The organism is Natronomonas sp. CBA1123 (genome assembly GCF_009741925.1).
Classification (GTDB): Archaea; Halobacteriota; Halobacteria; order Halobacteriales; family Haloarculaceae; genus Natronomonas.
Window position 1 is genome coordinate 1 of sequence record NZ_WPCC01000031.1, and the last position, 16,500, is coordinate 16,500.

The window sequence follows — 16,500 nt, forward strand, 5'->3', positions numbered from 1 at the left end:
CGCCCGAGAGTAGACTAGGGCGGCGATGATGCGGGCGGCGGCGGTCCGGGCGGCGCTCCCGGTATGGGTGGTGGCCCCGGCGGCCCCGGTGCCCGCGGCGAAAGCGAGGACAACGAAGAGCTCGTCCGTGAGGTCCGGAAGGTCCGCGACGAGCTCCACGACATCCGACGCGAACTCGAGCGCGTCGCCGACGCACTCGACGACTGACTGTCGAACCCCCAGCCGGCTGTTTTTTGTTTTAGCGTCGTGAGTCGCGGGTAGGGTGGGATATGTCGGAACTCGATATCGACGCGTCGACGGCGAAACTGTTGGAATCACTCCCGGATTTAGTGTACATTCTGGATCTCGATGGCGGGCTGCTGTGGTGGAACGACCAGGTCCGGGAGGTGACTGGGTACGACGACGAGGAACTCTCGGAGATGGACGGTTTCGACCTGCTCCCGTCCGAGCAGCGCGTCGACGCGAGGGAAGCTCTCGCGGATTTCGAGTCGCTCCCACCGGGGTATACGATGGAGTTCGACGTTCTAACGACGGACGGCCGACGGATTCCCCACGAGTTCAACAGCACCGTCCTGGAGGTTAGCGACGAGACGGTGCTCGTCAGCATCGCCCGTGACATCTCGCTTCGCCACGACCGAGAGGCTGCCCTCCGGCGACAGCGCGACGAACTCGACACGATGAACCGAATCAGCGAGACGGTTCACGGTGTCATCCGAGGTATCGTCGACGCTGCGAGCAGGGAGGAAATCGAATCGACGGTGTGTGAGCGACTCGCCGCCTCCGAACTGTATCGGGCAGTGTGGGTCGGACGGAACACGCCCGAGGAGACGATAACGCCCGAGACCGGCATCGGAGTCGGTGAGGACTTCCTCGGAGTAATGGATGAACTCAACGACCTCGAGTGGACTCGGCCAGCACAGAAAGCGCTCGACACCGGCGAACCCCAGGCGGCACAGCAAATCCCGGAGCTGTCGTTCCCCGACCCCGTTCGGGAAGCGGCCGTCGAGCGCGGCATCGAATCCGGCGTCGCTGTTCCGTTGGTCCACCGGGGGAACGTCCTGGGGGTCCTCGTCGTGTACTCCTCGCGGTCCGAGGCGTTCAACGACCGCGAGCAGGCGGCGTTCCGACGCCTCGGAGAAATCGTCGGCTTCGCCATCAACGCCGTCCAGACCGAACGCCTGCTTCTCTCCGACAGCGCGACGCGACTCACCTTCCGCATCGAGAGTCCCGAAGCGTTCCTCGCGTCCGTGTCGACGCTCGCTGACGGTCCCTGTCGACACGAGTGGAGTACTCCGGCGGGCGCCGACCGGTATCGCCACTACATTACGGTCTCGGGGCTCCCGCCCGAGCGGGTCGAGGCGATTGCCGAGGAGACGCCGACGGTCGACTCCGCGGAGTACGTCGGCTCCAACGGCGACGATGGCGTCTTCGAGGTCGTGACGACCGACTCCCTCATCCGTCGACTGCTGGAGGCCGGCGCGTCGCCAGTCTCTCTCGAGGCTCGGGACGGAGAGACCACCTTCGTCGCGGAAGTTCCGGGTGATGCGGCCCCTCGCCCGATAGTCGAGGCGGCCAAGGAGTTCTACGACGCCGAGTTGGTGTCGAAACACGAGGTCGAGCGCCCGGTTCGGACCGTCGAGGCGTTCCACCACGGCGTCGACGACCGACTGACAGACAAACAGGAGGCGGCGCTCAGACACGCCTTCTTCGGCGGGTACTTCTCGTGGCCGCGCGACGCCACCGCCGAGGACATCGCCGACACCATGGACATCAGCTCCCCGACGTTTCACTACCACCTCCGCCACGCACAGCAGGCGCTCGTCGAAGCGTACCTCCAGCATCTAGAGGACTAGAAGAACTGTTCATACCGCAGTGGGTGCCAGACGTAGGTGGAGACCTCACTCGGGATTCGGCGGTGGGGGTGGTCGCCGAACCCGTCGCGGCCGCAAAAGACGGTCGTCGCCCTCCATCGAGGTCTTCGACTCGCCGGCGTCTGGGATGGTGGGATGCACTTCTCCGCCGGCCCTGAACCTCTCCGTTCTACGGTCGTCTCCCGTGAGAAACGCCTCGGTGTAGTACTCGGTCCGACTACAGGTATCCGGCGTCGGCCAACCGCTCGACGCCCTCGCGGAGGCGCTCTTCGCTGGCCGCATACGAGAGTCGCGCGTAGCCGGGCGTTCCGAAGGCGCTCCCCGGAACGGTGGCGACGTGGGCGTCCTCGATTGCGCCCTCACACCACGCCTGGTCGTCGTCATCGACCGGCAGCATCATGTAGAACGCGCCGTCCGGAACCGGGACGTCCTTGCCGTGCTCGGCGAAGAGGTCGACGAGCATGTCGCGACGGTCCTCGAAGGCCTCGCGCATCTCGATGACGGCGTCGTCGGTGTTCTCCAGCGCCTCGACGCCCGCGTACTGGACGAAGTGCGTCGCACACGACACCGAGTGGCTGTGGAGTTTCGACGCCTGCTCGACGAGCGGTTCGGGCGCGGCGAGGTAGCCGAGTCGCCACCCGGTCATCGAGTAGGCTTTCGAGAAGCCGTTGATGGTCACCGTCCGCTCACCCATCCCGTCGAGAGAGCCCAGCGAGGTCTGCTCGGTATCGTAGGTGATAGCGTCGTAAATCTCGTCGGAGATGACGGTGATGTCGTGGTCGACCGCGAGGTCGCGGACGCCCTCGAGGGCGTCGTCGCCGAACACCGCCCCGGAGGGGTTCGACGGCGAGTTAACGACGAGCAATTCGGTGTCGTCGGAGACAGTCGCCGCCAGTTCCTCGAGCGCCGGCGCTAACTGGAAGTCGTGTTCCGAGAGGTCGACGCGGGAGATGTCGGCGCCGGCCATCTTCGCCATCGCCTCGTAGCTCACCCACGCTGGGTCCAAGAGGACGACCTCGTCGCCCTCTTCGATGAGCGCCTGAAACGTCTCGTACAGCGCCTGTTTGGCGCCGGGGGGTGACGATGACTTCGTCGGTCGAATAGTCGAGGCCGTCGCCGTCGAGTTTCTCGACGATGGCTTCCTTCAGCGGGGGAATCCCGTTGGAGGGGGCGTAGCCGGTGTGGCCGTCGTCGATGGCCTGCTTGCCCGCGTCGACGACGTTCGCCGGCGTCGGGAAGTCGGGTTCACCCACCGAGAGGTCGACGACGTCGACGCCGTCGGCTTCGAGTTGCGATGCGAGGTTGCTGATAGCGAGCGTTGCACTCGGTTCGACGCGCTCGAGGCGGTCTGCGAAATCCATTGTCATTGTAGTTCCTCTGCGAGTTCAATAGCGCTCCGGACGGTGGTCGCTCCGTAGTCGATTCGTTCTTCGGCTTCCGCCTGACTCATTCCGGGGCCAATGACGCCGAAGGCGACCGGGGTGTCCCGCTCCAACGATACGTCGGTCAACCCCTGTGCGGCGGCGTCGGCGATGACCTGGTCGTGGTCGGTGTCGCCGGTGATGATGGCACCGAGGACGGCGACGGCGTCGACGTCCTCCCGGCGTGCCAGTCGGTCGGCAGCCAGCGGCGTGTCGTAGGCCCCCGGTACCTCGATAGTTTCGACGATATCGGCACCGGCGTCGTCGGCGGCCGCCCGTCCGCGGTCCTCCATCTCGTGGGTAATCGGCCGCTCTTTGTTGAACTGCGCGACTACCAGCCCGAGCGCTACCATGACTGTCGCTCGGTCAGGGCGCCTAAAAGAACTGCCGAAACGACCGCCGAACGGCCGGCGACGGTCAGTCGTTCAACTGCAGCGCCATCATCACTTCGTCGACGAACGCCCCGTCGATGCGGTAGTGGTCCCGGCGGATGGCTTCGGTGTTCCAGTCGTGTTCTTCGAGGAACTCGATGCCCGCGGCGTTCGTCGCCGGAATGCTGTTGTACACCTTATGGAAGCCGGCTTTCGAGGCCCACGACAGCGCCCGCTGCATCAGGTGGCTGCCGATGTCTCGTCCCCGGTACTCCTCGAGGACGCCGAGGGTGAGTTCGCCGGTGTGGGCGAGTTTGTCGATTCGGGGCGTCTCGACGGCACACCACCCGACGACCTCGTCGTTTATCGTGGCGACGAAGAACCGCTGGTCTTCGAGGTCTTGGCGGACGAGGGCGCTGTCGCTCGACAACTGCTCGGCTACGTCCTCGGCGACGATGTACCGTTTCTCCTCGGCTACCTGTCGCATCACACCGAGGATGCCGGAGATGTCCTCCTGTCTCGCCGGTCGGATGGTCACCTCCGTCCCGTCGATGTGGTGTGTCTCTTCGGTTCCGGCGTCCAGCGCCGGCCGGAGCGTCCCGTCGTCTTCCTCCAGGATGCCGTCCCGTTTCATCACCGCGACCAGTTGCCGATACCGGTCGGGGTCGGTCAGGAGGTCCGACTCGACGAGGTCGTCGTAGGTCACCTCACCGCGTGAGTCGATAAAATCGTACAGTTCTCTGCGGTCACGGGTCTCGAACATGGGGCGTTCGCTCGACATGGTCTCGAAGAGGTTGGGCCCGGACCGACTTGAGTCTTGTTACGTGTTATCACACAGCTAGTTACGGACCAGAAGGATTCTAATCCCTGGGCGTCTGGGTACCGGCGATGAACGTTCGTCGCGACAGAACGCTGCTCGCCGTTCTCGGTCTCACTGTCGTCTCGATTGTCCTCCGGTTGGCCTTTCTCGGCAGTCGCGTCGCCCACTGGGACGAGGGTCGCGTCGCCTACTGGATTGCCGACTACGCCGCCTCGGGGGAGACGTTCTACCGACCTATCATCCACGGCCCGCTGTTGCATCTCGTCAACGCGCCGCTGTTCGAGTTGCTCGGCGCGACCGACTTCGTGATGCGGCTGTTTCCCGCACTGGTCGGCGGGTTCTTGCCGCTCGCGGCGCTTTTGTTCCGACACCGATTGCGTGACGAGACGGTCGTCTCGCTGGCGCTGTTGCTCGCGTTGAACCCCGTGTTGCTGTACTTCTCGCGGTTCATGCGGAGCGACATCCTCGCGGCCACCTTCTCGTTTTTCGCCTTCGCCTGCTTCGTTCGGGCTATCGACTTCGACGACGGCCGCTACCTCTACGGGGCGACGTTCGCCCTCGCCGTCGGCTTCGGTGCCAAGGAGAACGTGCTGGCGTACCTCTTTGCGTTCGTCGGCGCGACGGTCCTGCTCCTTCATCACCGCCTCCTCTTCGCCCGGTTCGCCGAGCAGTCCCCGATGGCAGTTCTCCGGCAGTATCTCGCGTGGGCGCTCGGCAGCGTCGTCCGTCACGCTCGCTCCATCGCCGGCAGCGTCGCGCTGTTTCTCGTGACTGTCACGTACGTGTACGCGCCGCGCGGAAGCCTCCCCTCACAGGGGCTGTACTACCGCTCCTGCAGCGGCTACGATGGGTACTTCGACGTGGCCGCCGCGCCGACGCTCGGGGAGGCGCTCGCGAACCCGCTGGAACTCCCGCATCTCTTCGCGTTTACGCTCGGTTCGACCGCCGAACTGTACGGCTGTCAGTGGATTACACCCCGAACAGACGACCCCAACCCCTACCTCGAATACCTCGGTGAGATGGCGCTCATCACCGCCGAATCCTCGACTGCGCTCGTCGCGCTGGCGCTGGTCGGCTTCGCCGTCACGCTGTACGCCGCCGACCGGCCCGACGACCTCGTCTCGTTCAGTTTCTACTGGGGGGCCGCCTCGCTCGTCGGCTACCCCTTCATCACCGACATCGGCGGGTCGGCGTGGCTCGTCGTCCACATCGTCCTGCCGCTGGCGATTCCGGCCGCCTACGGACTCGGCATCCTCTATCGGTGGGGCCGGGACGCCCAACTCGACGACGACACCGTCAGTGTGGCCTTGGTCGTCCTCCTCGGCATCGTCCTCGTCGGGTCGATGGCCTGGACCGGCTACGCGACGAGCTTTGCCGACCCGAAATCCGACGACAACCCCCTCGTCCAGTACGCCCAGCCCTCCGGCGACGTGGAACCGACGCTTACCGACATGCGAACGCTCGCCGACCAAAACGAGGGGACTGACGTGGTGCTGTACGGCGAGCACCTCTACAACCCGACCGGCAACGAGGAGTTGGAGCGGCGGCCGACGTGTTCGAACTGGTTCAATTCGCTGCCGCTGCCGTGGTACTTCGAAGCGGGCGAAATGAACGTCAACTGTGCCCCCGACAACGGGACGCTCGAGTCGGCGCTGGCGGAGAACCCGCCGGTCGTCATCGTCCACGCCGACGAGCGGGGTGCCGTCGACGAGCGCATCGACGACCGCTACGAGGCTCGCGTCCACCTCATGCGGACCTTCGACACGCCGTTCGTCTTCTACGTCGACGAATCGCGGCTGGAGTGACCGCTCACTCCAGATAGCAACTTTCTCGGCCGGTGGCCGCCCGGAGGTACATATGAACCACACCACGCCAGCCGCGACGCTGGGCGTTGTCGGCGGCGGACAACTCGGACGGATGATGGGCGAGGCCGCCGGCCCGCTGGGCGTCGAGTTGGTCGTCTCGGACCCGACACCGGACTGTCCGGCCGCACCGGTCGTCCGCAAGCAAATCGTCGGCGACTTCGACGACTACGACGCGATTCGGGAACTCGCCGAGCGCGTCGACGTGCTCACCTTCGAAATCGAACTCGCCGACCCCGACGAGATGCAGCGGGTCAGCGAGGAGACGGACACGCCGGTCCATCCCGACCCCGACACCCTGCGGACGATTCAGGACAAACTCGTCCAGAACCGCGCGCTCGCCGACGCCGGAATTCCGGTCCCCGAGTTCCGGCGGGTCGACGACGCCGAGGACCTGCGCGCGGCTGGCGAGGAGTTGGGCTGGCCGCTGATGTGTAAAGCACGGCAGGGCGGCTACGACGGCCGCGGGAACATGCCAGCCAAAGGTCCCGAGGAGGCCGAAGCGGTTCTGGACGCCCTCGGCGGCCCCGCTCTGGCCGAAGAGATGGTCGACTTCGAGCGCGAACTCGCGGTGATGGGCGTGAAAGGTGCCGAGGAGGTTCGTGCCTACCCCGTTACCGAGACAATTCACGAGGAGGAGATTCTCCGAGAGACGGCGTCGCCGGCGCGTACCGACCCCGAGACGAGGGAGCGCGCCCGCGAGGTTGCCTTCGAGGTACTGGAGACCCTCGACGGCCGCGGCGTCTACGGTATCGAGCTGTTCGAAGTCGACGGCGAGATACTCGTCAACGAAATCGCTCCCCGCCCGCACAACTCCGGACACTGGACCATCGAGGGCGCACGAACCTCGCAGTTCGAACAGCACGTCCGAGCGGTGTTGGGGTGGCCGCTCGGTTCGGCCGAGCGCCGCGGCCCGAGCGTGACGGCGAATTTGCTCGGGGACGTAGACGAACCCGAAACCGCGACTCTGTCGGGAACCGATTCAGTCCTCGAATCGCCGAAGGCGTCGCTGCACTGGTACGGCAAACGGCAGGTCCGGCCGCTCCGGAAGATGGGTCACATCACGCTGGTCGACGACGATGCGACGGACTGTTCGGGGCTGCTCGAAGAAACGCGAGAACTGCGCGACGGGCTGACCTTCGAGTAGTCAGGCCCAGTCGCCCGAAGCGGCGCGGTCGACGGCGGCGTCGGCGTCGACGAACCCGCGGCCGGTCTCGTAGGGGTCGAAGCCGATGTCGTCGGCGGTGGCCTCGATGGTTCTGATGACTTCGAGAGCGTCGGGCGTGCCGCTTGCGGCCTCGAGCATGAGCGCGGCGACGCCGGAGACGACCGGACACGCCATCGACGTACCCGAAATCGCGGCGTAGAACGGGTCGGTGTCGGGCGAAGTCGCCTGCAGGATGTCGGTCGGCGACATCGTGCTGTTGATTTGGTTGCCGGGGGCGGCGACGCCGGGGCGGTAGATGCCCGTCCCGTCCTCGAGAGCGGCCGAGCGGTCGTGTTTTCCGCCGGGTCGCCCGCGCGAGGAGAAGTCCATCAGCGCCTTGTCGTCGTTCGTCGCGGCGACGCCGAGCACCCACGGCGCCTTCGCGTAGTCGTTCAGCGTGTTCGAACTCGGGCCGTCGTTGCCGGCGGCGAAGACACAGACGAGGTTCTCATCGAAGGTGGCCGTCTCGGTTGCGACGTTCAGCGGCGCGTTCGGGTCGAAATCGGCACCCGAGGCCGCGCCGTAGGAGTTCGACACCACGTCGACGGCGTCGGCGTGATTCGCGAGCAGGTGGTCGAACGCCGCGGCCGACTTCAACACGGAGACGGCCGCGCCGGTCGAGTACCCCGTCAGCGACGCGCCGGGAGCCATCCCGCCGTCGGTGTCGCTCCGTCCGGCGACGGTGCCCGAGCAGTGCGTACCGTGGCCGAGCTCGTCCGTGTCGAGGTCGTGGGCCGGCACCCACAGCGTCGGCGACCCGATGGGATTGCCCGCCCACTGGTAGTTGTTCTCGACGGTCAAATCGGGATGTAGGGCATCGATGCCGCTGTCGATGACGGCGACGTGCGTTCCCGACCCGTCGACGCCTTGGGTCGACCGGGCGGCGTTCACGTCTGTCACTTCCGCGGCGTCGTCGTTGTAGTACTCCAACTCGCGGTTGGCGGCGACGTAGCGAACGCCGTCGAGTTCGGCGACCGTCTCGACGACCGGTCCCGGCGCTCGGAAGTACACGAGCGGCAACACCTCGAACGCTCGGCTTTCGGCGTCGACATCGAGACTGGTTATCTCCTCGGCGAGTGCCTCGACTGCCGCGTCGGCGTTCAGTACGGCAATCGCGTCCTGTACACCACCCGTAAGGTCGAGTGCGTCGTCGATTCCCGTCGCCGTCGTCGCCGTTACGTTGCCGACTCCGACGATGCCGGCCGCTCCGACGATTCCAGCGCCTTTCAGAAACGTCCGTCTGCGATGCATTTCGATTGTATTCGACGGCTCTACTGTCGTAATTTCACCGCCGTCGATGTGTGGTGGTTTTTGTGTCCTCTGTAGTCGGACACACGGATATGTCGTGACACGACCCACGCGCAACCACAACGACAAAGCGCCCTCCCTTCGGGGACACGCGTATGACACGCTCTGCGGAGGTACAGGAAGTTATCGACCTACTGGAGGCCGAAGCCGAGGCGGACCGCTCCGACGAGGAGACGCCCGACGTGGGCATCATCATGGGGTCGGATTCGGACCTCGACACCATGTACGGGGCCTACGAGGCGCTGACTGAACTCGGCTTCGAGGAAGTGACCGACTACGACGACCCGCCGGAATCGAAGTTCACCTTCGAGACGTTCGTCGTTTCGGCCCACCGGACGCCCGAGTTGATGTACGTCTACGGCGAGACGGCCAAGCAGCGCGGACTCGATGTCATCATCGCCGGTGCGGGCGGGAAATCGGCTGACCTTCCGAACATGACCGCCTCCATCGCCTACCCGATTCCAGTCGTCGGCGTCCCAGTTCAGGAGAAGTCCGTCGACTCGGTTATCGGAATGCCGACGGGCGCCCCCATCGTCGCCGTCGATGCGGGCAAGTCGTTCAACGCGGCGCTGTCGGCAGTCCAGACGCTCTCGCGCGCACATCCGGAACTGGAAGACCGGCTGGAAGCGTACCACGACGACCTTCAGGACGGCGTCGGCGAGGTGTCGATGGCACTTCACCGCGAGGGAACCGAGGCGTTCCGCGAAAATCGGCAGTGAGTCGGCGTCGCCGCCGGACAAATCAACTCTTATGTATCGGTGTTCCTAACCGTCATACGATACAGAAGCGATGAGCAATCCATGGATCGCCGTCGGGGCGCTGGCGTTGGTGGGAGTCGCGATACCCCTCTCGATGATCGGGATATCGAGTCTCCTCCGGCCGAGCGTGCCCGAGCAAGGTAAACGCGCCACCTACGAATCCGGCGAGATTCCGACGGGCGATACGCGCATTCGGTTCAACATCCAGTACTACCTAATCGCGCTGCTGTTCGTCGTCTTCGACATCGAGACGGTGCTCATCTTCCCATGGGCACTGATTTACAGCGACGCAGTAGCCGAGTTCGGACTGACTCCGGTGTTGGGCCCGATGCTCGTCTTCCTCGCGATTCTCGTTATCGGACTCGGGTGGGCGTGGCGCAACGGTGCCGTTCGCTGGGTCAAGAGCGAACGTGCGGAAATCAAGAGTGAACTATGAGTAGCGAACAGGAAATCCACGACACAGTCTCGACGCAGGAAGCCCGGATGGGCGACGGCGTCGACAACCGGTTCAATTCGAAACTTCGGGAGGCCTTCGGCTCCTCGCCGTTCATCCTCACCAAGTTCGACAAGTTCATGAACTGGGTCCGGGGTTCGTCGATGTTCATGCTGCAGTTCGGTATTGCATGCTGCAGCATCGAGATGATTCACACCTACGCCATCAAGCACGACCTCGACCGCTTCGGCGCAGGTGTGCCGCGGGCTTCCCCGCGACAGGCCGACGTGATTATCGTCCCGGGGACTATCGTCTCGAAGTTCGCCCCGCGGATGAAGCGCGTCTACGACCAGATGCCCGAACCGAAGTTCGTCGTCGGCATGGGGTCGTGTACCATCTCCGGCGGGCCGTTCCAGGAGGGGTACAACGTCATCAAGGGTGCAGAGGAGGTCATCCCGGTCGACATCCACGTCCCCGGTTGTCCGCCGCGCCCCGAGGCGCTCATCTACGGCATCGCCAAACTGCAGGAGCGAGTCGCCAACGGCGAAACGTCGCCGGTGACGGTCAAACCGTACGAACTCGAACAGTTCGGCGACCTCGAACGCGACGAGTTGGTACAGCATCTCGCAGACGAAATCGACGAGGATGACCTCGTCATGCGGTACAACTGGGCGAACTCACCATGAGTCTGGAAGAACCAAAACCCACGGACGTCGGTGAAACGCCCGACGGCAACGTCGACTACGCCGAACTCGAGGCGCTGCTCGGCGACGCCGTCATCGGCCGGGAGGAACACGTCAACGCACCGGCGTTCGTCGTCCGCCCCGACGAGGTACAGCAAGCCCTCGGTGCGCTCCGCGAGGAGGCGGGTTTCGACTACTGTTCGTGTGTCACCGCCCAGGAGTACGAGGACCGCTACGAGTCCATCTACCACCTGAAGAAGTACGACGACCCGACACAGGAGGTCGGCGTCGTCGTTCCCACCACGCGTGACGAACCGGTCAGCCAGTCCGGCGAGGCAGTGTACCGGACGGCCGACTGGCACGAGCGGGAGGCCTACGACCTCGTGGGCATCGAGTACGCCGACCACCCCGACCTGCGTCGCATCCTGCTGCCGGAGACCTGGCAAGGACACCCCCTCGGGAAGGACTACAATCCCGAGAAACCGCAGGTCGTCCCGTTCCGCGAACACGCCAACCCCCTGGAGCCGGACCAGCGCGGCGAGGGGTCGGAGTCCGACACGATGTTCATCAACATCGGACCGCACCACCCCGCCACTCACGGCGTCCTGCACGTCGAGACGGTGCTCGACGGCGAGCAAATCGCCGACGTGGAACCCGACATCGGCTACCTCCACCGCTGTGAGGAGCAGATGTGCCAGCAGTCCACCTACCGGCACCAGATTATGCCGTACCCGGACCGCTGGGACTACGTCTCCGCCGGTATCCTCAACGAGTGGGCTTACGCCCGCGCGGCCGAGGACATGGCGGACATCGAGGTGCCCGAGTACGCACAGGTCATCCGGACGATGTCCGCGGAACTGTGCCGCATCGCGAGTCACATGCTCGCACTGGGGACGTTCGCGCTGGACGTCTTCGGTGACTTCACCGCCGTCTTCCAGTACGCCTTCCGCGACCGCGAGGTCGTCCAGGACATCCTCGAAGACCTCACCGGTCAGCGACTGATGTTCAACTACCTCCGCCTCGGCGGCGTCGCGTGGGACATCCCCGAACCGCGGGAGGAGTTCTTCGAGAAGGTCCGCGACTTCCTCGATGGGCTTCCGAAGAAGACCCAGGAGTACCACAACCTCATCACCTCGAACGAAATCTTCCAGCTCCGGTGTGTCAACACCGGCGAACTCCCGCCGGAGGTCGCAAAACAGTACGGCGCCACCGGCCCCGTCGCCCGTGGCTCCGGCGTCGACATCGACCTGCGCCGCGACGACCCCTACGGCTACTACGAGGAACTCGACTGGGACGTCATCACCGAGGACGGCTGTGACAACTACAGCCGCGTCCTCGTCCGGATGCGCGAAGTCGAGGAGTCCGCGAAGATCATCGAGCAGTGTGTCGACCTGCTCGAAGAGTGGCCCGAAGAGGAACGGACGATTCAGGCCAACGTTCCGCGAACGCTCAAGCCCGACCCCGACACCGAAATCTACCGCGGTGTCGAGGCCGCGAAGGGCGAACTCGGCATCTACATGCGCTCGGACGGCACCGACAAGCCCGCCCGGTTCAAGATTCGAAGTCCGTGCTTCTGTAACCTGCACACGCTGCGAGAGATGACCGAAGGCGAGTACATCCCGGACCTCATCGCGTCGCTGGGCAGCCTCGACATCGTCCTGGGTGAGGTGGACCGATGATTCCGGCCCAGACCCAGACGCCGCTGCCCGACATCATCGGCGACCTGCTGGGGTTCGGCACCGAGATGGGCCCCGGCGAGACGTTCATCGCGTCGTTCATCGGCGCGGCGCTCGTCGGCACGCTGATGCTGACGATGACGGCACTGGCCGGTCCGTGGGCCAAACGGAAGATTACCGCCGCGTTCACGGACCGCTATGCGGTCAACCGCATCGGCCCCGCCGGATTGCTCATCATCGTCGCCGACGCGGTCCGACTGCTGTCGAAAGAGCTCATCGTCCCCGAGGGCGTCGACCGCCCGGCGTGGGACCTCGCACCCATCGTCATCGCGAGTTCCGCGCTACTGGGCTTCGCCGTCATCCCGATGGGTAACGGCATCCACCTCGCTGACCCCGAAGCGGGCCTCGTTTACGTCTTCGCCGTCGCCTCCATCGCTTCGGTCGGGCTGGTGATGGCCGGCTACGCGTCGAACAACAAGTTCTCGATGCTCGGCGGTCTGCGCGCGGTCGCACAGAACCTCGCCTACGAGATTCCGCTGGTGCTCATCGCGGCGTCGGTCGTCCTCTTTGCCGGCTCGCTGCAGATGAGCGAAATCGTCGCCGCACAGACCGAGACGCTCGTCTCCCTCGGCGGCGTCGCGATTCCGTCGTGGTACGTCTTCGTCAACCCCTTCGCGTTCGTGCTGTTCATGGTCGCGAACCTGATGGAGGTCGGCCGCAACCCCTTCGACATCCCGGAGGCGCCGACCGAAATCGTCGCCGGCTACCAGACCGAGTACTCGAGTGCGTACTTCGTGCTCATCTACCTCGGTGAGTTCATCCACATCTTCCTCGGCGGCGCCATCATCGCGACGCTGTTCCTCGGTGGCCCCGCCGGTCCGGTGCTGCCGGGCATCCTGTGGTTCATCATCAAGATCTGGGCCGTCTTCCTGTTCACGCAGTGGGCGCGCTCGGCGCTGCCGCGGCTCCGAATCGACCAGCTCATCGAGGTGGGCTGGAAGGGCATGCTCGTGCTCGCCCTCGCGAACCTCGTCCTCACCGCCGTTATCGTCGGGGTGATTGCCTAACCATGATCGGAATGCTCAAATCGATGGCAACGACGATGAAACACGCCCTGGACGGCGAGAAGTTCACCGTCCAGTATCCCGAGGAGACGCCCGACGTGTCGCCGCGGTTCCGCGGCGTCCACAAGTTCTCCCAGGAGCGCTGCATCTGGTGTCGACAGTGTGAGAACGTCTGTCCGAACGACACCATCCAGATTATCACGGACGACCAGCGCAACGGCGAGGAGTACAACCTCCACATCGGCCAGTGTATCTACTGCCGACTGTGCGAGGAGGTCTGCCCCGTCGACGCCATCCTGCTCACCCAGAACTTCGAGTTCACGGGCGACACGAAGGACGACCTCGCCTACAACAAAGAGCAACTGAAGAACGTCCCGTGGTTCAAGGACATCGACCCCCTCGCCTCCCGGGAACCCGATCGTGGTGCCTGGATTGGGGAAGGCGAAGGGGAAGTCGACTATCAATAGACCCCGAACTTTTTGCACGGTCGCTCGCTGACGGCGAGCGACCGGCAAAAACTTCGATGAAAAAGACACTTCGACCCTCCCTACGGTCGGGTCTCGGTCCCGCGCCTCCCGTTGGTCGGCGCGGAGAACCGCTCGGCGCGCTTCGCGCGCCTCGCGGATGCCCTTGTTATTTTGTTCAATCGGGCTCGTACGGTTTATTCACTTAAATCACGGCATATCCTGAATCACTCTCTGGCAGGATAGCCGGGAAATCAGTTCACATTCCGAGCAATGTAGGATAGAATTGACCCACTCAGAACCCCGATTCCACCTATAACGACGATTGGGAGGAAGGCCAAGACAATTGTTACGCCACCGATGAGAATCACCAATCCGGTGATAAGTACGGTTCCAAGTGTAACAACGCCAAAGAACGGGAGTCCACCGGTCAAATTTTGGACAACGATACTCCCGATATATATCGCACCCCCAGTGCCAAGAAAGAGTACAATCAATAGGGTAACTGCTGGCCGAGCGCCTGAAACTGCCACCCCAGCTCCGCTGGCTAGCACATAACCGAGAAGCAAATACGCGCCGTTTTCTAGTATGTGTTTGAATCTAGTAGTATAACCGATTGCATCAATTGTAACGATTACATAAATAGTCGATAGTAATATCGGGATAGCAGTCACTGAGGAGGGGACCTGATACCGACCCATCAAATCAATCGACTGCCCCCACGCAAATTGCTGAAAGTTCGAAGCCGCTATCGGGACCCCATGAGCGTTAAGATACAACCAAGTCACGGCCTGCCAGCGTGGTGCATCACTGATGAATCCAGATGGTGTAATCAAGTGGGTCAGTAGCAATCCGGTTGCAAAGGCGGCCATCCCAAAGAGAAGTCCAAATCGGCGCTGTGCCTCATGAAGTCGCATGTTGGCATGTCATAAGCAGATAATAAATAGCCTAGGTCGAATGAATCCATCCGTCTGACTGTGGGTTCCGAGATGCACTTTGCATAGAGGTAGTCTGCTTAATGACGAACTCCGGCAATCGCGGCGCGCAATGTCAAAACTTACCACGAACGCACGATACCACTCGCTCGCCATGGAGAAAGTATCCATCGACGAGTTGGACAACGACCCGCGCGTCGCGGACGTACAGAAACACGCCACCGAACCGCTCGGGCTCTCGGATATGGCGCTGAACTACTACGAGTTGGCGCCGGGAGAGTCCTTCTCCGGCGGGATGCACACCCACATGGACCAAGAGGAGGTGTTCTACGTGATGGACGGGACAGCGACGTTCCAGACGCCGGACGAGGACTACGAGGTCGGCCCCGACGAAGTCGTCCGGTTCGGGCCGGGAGAGTATCAGGAGGGTCGCAACGAGAGTGACGACCGGGTGCGCGCGCTGGCGCTTGGCGCGCCCAAGGGGATGGGGGAGACGCGCGCGAAGCTCCCGTGTGCCGAATGCGGCGCCGACTACCACGTCACCGAGGTCGACGAGTCGGGCGTGACGCTCACGTGTCCGGATTGTGGCAACGTCGTCGAGATGTAGACCGGCCCACGGCGACTCTTTTTATACGACGGATATCGGAGAACCTTGTTCGCCCCTCGCGTGCGCGCTCGTACGGAGATACGTGGGCGGAAACGGAAATCTTCAAAGGGAACCCGACTGGAGAGGTAAACAATGGCTGTAGTACCGTATGAGACACTGGCGTTCCTGTTGTTCGCTCTGTTGACCGTCGGAGCGAGTCTGGGCGTCGTGTTGGTCCGTGACGTGTGGCATTCCGCGCTACTGTTGGGTGTAGCGTTGCTATCCGTCGCGGTCCACTACGTGATGTTACGCGCCGAGTTCCTGGCAGCGATGCAGGTACTCGTGTACGTCGGTGGGGTGCTCATCCTGATCACCTTCGCCGTCATGTTGGTTCGTCGGGAGCCCGCTCCCGAAGCCGAGGAGGTGGCACAATGACGACGCGCCCACAGCTCCACACCGAAACGAGCAAGGCCGCCGGCATCCTCGCCGTCGCCCTGTTTGGCTTCCTTTCGGCGGTGTTCCTCACGTCGGGATTCGGCACCGCCACGGGGTTCGCCGAGGGGTCGATAACCCGCTCCATCGGCTATGCGATGTTCAACCTCGATGCCGGCGACTTCGCCAGCGAGGGCTTCCTCGTGTCGTTCATCACCATCGCAATCGTGTTGGACGCGGCGCTGGACGGCGCCGTCATGCTCGCCAAGAAGGACGAGGAGGGTGATTCCTGATGGTGCTCGGAGCCGTTCCGGCCGAGTACTACCTCGTGCTGTCGGCCGCCGTCTTCTGTGTCGGCATCTTCGGCATCCTGACCCGGGAGAACGCGCTCATCTTCCTAATGAGCGTCGAGTTGATGCTCAACGCGGCGAACATCAACCTCATCGCGTTCGCGTTCTACTGGGGGAACCTCACCGGACAGGTGTTCGGGTTGTTCGTGATGGCGCTGGCCGCCGCCGAGGTCGCCATCGGCATCGGCATCATCCTCGTGTTGTACCGCAACTTCGATAGCGTCGACGTGACGGAAGCAACGACTCTCAAGTGGTAATT

General features: G+C 63.7%; 17 protein-coding genes and 2 pseudogenes. 14 read left to right on the forward strand and 5 right to left on the reverse strand.

Annotated features, from left to right (window positions below; all coding sequences use genetic code 11):
• Positions 1 to 21: 21 nt before the first annotated feature.
• Both GJ631_RS13000 and GJ631_RS13005 read left to right on the forward strand, forming a co-directional pair.
• Positions 22 to 207, forward strand: a pseudogene (locus GJ631_RS13000) (hypothetical protein); the annotation flags it as partial.
• A gap of 62 nt (positions 208 to 269) precedes the next feature.
• On the forward strand, positions 270 to 1,853 hold the full coding sequence (locus GJ631_RS13005) for a bacterio-opsin activator domain-containing protein (RefSeq protein ID WP_156709573.1): 1,584 nt from the start codon (positions 270 to 272) through the stop codon (positions 1,851 to 1,853).
• A 235-nt stretch (positions 1,854 to 2,088) separates the two neighbouring features.
• On the opposite strand, the pseudogene GJ631_RS13010 reads toward GJ631_RS13005, so the two are convergent.
• From GJ631_RS13010 to GJ631_RS13020, 3 genes and pseudogenes are all read right to left on the reverse strand, one after another.
• A pseudogene (locus GJ631_RS13010) lies at positions 2,089 to 3,238 on the reverse strand (pyridoxal phosphate-dependent aminotransferase).
• Positions 3,235 to 3,645 (reverse strand): 6,7-dimethyl-8-ribityllumazine synthase, encoded by a 411-nt coding sequence (ribH, locus tag GJ631_RS13015; RefSeq protein WP_156709574.1) that lies wholly within the window; start codon positions 3,643 to 3,645, stop codon positions 3,235 to 3,237. Before ribH ends, GJ631_RS13010 begins: the two are co-directional and overlap by 4 nt.
• 64 nt (positions 3,646 to 3,709) lie before the next feature.
• Positions 3,710 to 4,426: a GNAT family N-acetyltransferase gene (locus GJ631_RS13020; RefSeq protein WP_231753983.1), complete on the reverse strand. Its 717-nt coding sequence runs from the start codon at positions 4,424 to 4,426 to the stop codon at positions 3,710 to 3,712.
• A 125-nt stretch (positions 4,427 to 4,551) separates the two neighbouring features.
• Here GJ631_RS13020 and GJ631_RS13025 point away from each other — a divergent pair, with 125 nt between their 5' ends.
• Both GJ631_RS13025 and GJ631_RS13030 read left to right on the forward strand, forming a co-directional pair.
• Positions 4,552 to 6,288: a flippase activity-associated protein Agl23 gene (locus GJ631_RS13025; RefSeq protein ID WP_156709576.1), complete on the forward strand. Its 1,737-nt coding sequence runs from the start codon at positions 4,552 to 4,554 to the stop codon at positions 6,286 to 6,288.
• A gap of 52 nt (positions 6,289 to 6,340) precedes the next feature.
• On the forward strand, positions 6,341 to 7,492 hold the full coding sequence (locus GJ631_RS13030) for a 5-(carboxyamino)imidazole ribonucleotide synthase (RefSeq protein WP_156709577.1): 1,152 nt from the start codon (positions 6,341 to 6,343) through the stop codon (positions 7,490 to 7,492).
• Here the strand turns inward: GJ631_RS13030 and GJ631_RS13035 are convergent, their stop codons facing one another.
• Complete coding sequence (locus tag GJ631_RS13035) at positions 7,493 to 8,803, reverse strand: S8 family serine peptidase (RefSeq protein WP_156709578.1); 1,311 nt, start codon at positions 8,801 to 8,803, stop codon at positions 7,493 to 7,495.
• 152 nt (positions 8,804 to 8,955) lie between these two features.
• Between GJ631_RS13035 and purE the strand changes: the two genes are divergently transcribed.
• From purE to GJ631_RS13065, 6 genes are all read left to right on the forward strand, one after another.
• Positions 8,956 to 9,579, forward strand: coding sequence for a 5-(carboxyamino)imidazole ribonucleotide mutase (gene purE, locus GJ631_RS13040; protein WP_156709579.1), 624 nt, complete (start codon positions 8,956 to 8,958; stop codon positions 9,577 to 9,579).
• A gap of 70 nt (positions 9,580 to 9,649) precedes the next feature.
• Positions 9,650 to 10,054 (forward strand): NADH-quinone oxidoreductase subunit A, encoded by a 405-nt coding sequence (locus GJ631_RS13045; RefSeq protein WP_156709580.1) that lies wholly within the window; start codon positions 9,650 to 9,652, stop codon positions 10,052 to 10,054.
• Positions 10,051 to 10,737 (forward strand): NADH-quinone oxidoreductase subunit B, encoded by a 687-nt coding sequence (locus GJ631_RS13050; protein ID WP_156709581.1) that lies wholly within the window; start codon positions 10,051 to 10,053, stop codon positions 10,735 to 10,737. Before GJ631_RS13045 ends, GJ631_RS13050 begins: the two co-directional genes overlap by 4 nt.
• The gene (locus GJ631_RS13055; protein WP_156709582.1) at positions 10,734 to 12,413 is read left to right on the forward strand and encodes an NADH-quinone oxidoreductase subunit D; all 1,680 of its coding nucleotides are present in this window, start codon (positions 10,734 to 10,736) and stop codon (positions 12,411 to 12,413) included. The genes GJ631_RS13050 and GJ631_RS13055 overlap by 4 nt, the downstream gene beginning before the upstream one ends.
• Positions 12,410 to 13,477: a complex I subunit 1 family protein gene (locus GJ631_RS13060; protein WP_156709583.1), complete on the forward strand. Its 1,068-nt coding sequence runs from the start codon at positions 12,410 to 12,412 to the stop codon at positions 13,475 to 13,477. The genes GJ631_RS13055 and GJ631_RS13060 overlap by 4 nt, the downstream gene beginning before the upstream one ends.
• Before the next feature lie 2 nt (positions 13,478 to 13,479).
• Complete coding sequence (locus tag GJ631_RS13065; RefSeq protein ID WP_156709584.1) at positions 13,480 to 13,941, forward strand: NADH-quinone oxidoreductase subunit I; 462 nt, start codon at positions 13,480 to 13,482, stop codon at positions 13,939 to 13,941.
• Between the two features lie 251 nt (positions 13,942 to 14,192).
• On the opposite strand, the gene GJ631_RS13070 is transcribed toward GJ631_RS13065, so the two are convergent.
• Positions 14,193 to 14,855 (reverse strand): hypothetical protein, encoded by a 663-nt coding sequence (locus tag GJ631_RS13070; protein ID WP_156709585.1) that lies wholly within the window; start codon positions 14,853 to 14,855, stop codon positions 14,193 to 14,195.
• 172 nt (positions 14,856 to 15,027) lie between these two features.
• Here GJ631_RS13070 and GJ631_RS13075 point away from each other — a divergent pair, with 172 nt between their 5' ends.
• The 4 genes from GJ631_RS13075 to nuoK all read left to right on the forward strand — a co-directional run bounded on the left by GJ631_RS13075 (position 15,028) and on the right by nuoK (position 16,498).
• A complete protein-coding gene (locus tag GJ631_RS13075) occupies positions 15,028 to 15,480 on the forward strand; it encodes a cupin domain-containing protein (protein WP_156709586.1) in 453 nt (150 codons plus the stop codon).
• A gap of 132 nt (positions 15,481 to 15,612) precedes the next feature.
• Positions 15,613 to 15,894 (forward strand): NADH-quinone oxidoreductase subunit J, encoded by a 282-nt coding sequence (locus GJ631_RS13080; RefSeq protein ID WP_156709587.1) that lies wholly within the window; start codon positions 15,613 to 15,615, stop codon positions 15,892 to 15,894.
• Positions 15,891 to 16,184 carry a hypothetical protein gene (locus GJ631_RS13085; protein WP_156709588.1) on the forward strand — a complete coding sequence of 98 codons (294 nt, stop codon included), beginning with the start codon at positions 15,891 to 15,893 and terminating at the stop codon, positions 16,182 to 16,184. The genes GJ631_RS13080 and GJ631_RS13085 overlap by 4 nt, the downstream gene beginning before the upstream one ends.
• Positions 16,184 to 16,498 (forward strand): NADH-quinone oxidoreductase subunit NuoK, encoded by a 315-nt coding sequence (nuoK, locus tag GJ631_RS13090; protein WP_156709589.1) that lies wholly within the window; start codon positions 16,184 to 16,186, stop codon positions 16,496 to 16,498. Before GJ631_RS13085 ends, nuoK begins: the two co-directional genes overlap by 1 nt.
• Positions 16,499 to 16,500: the final 2 nt, after the last annotated feature.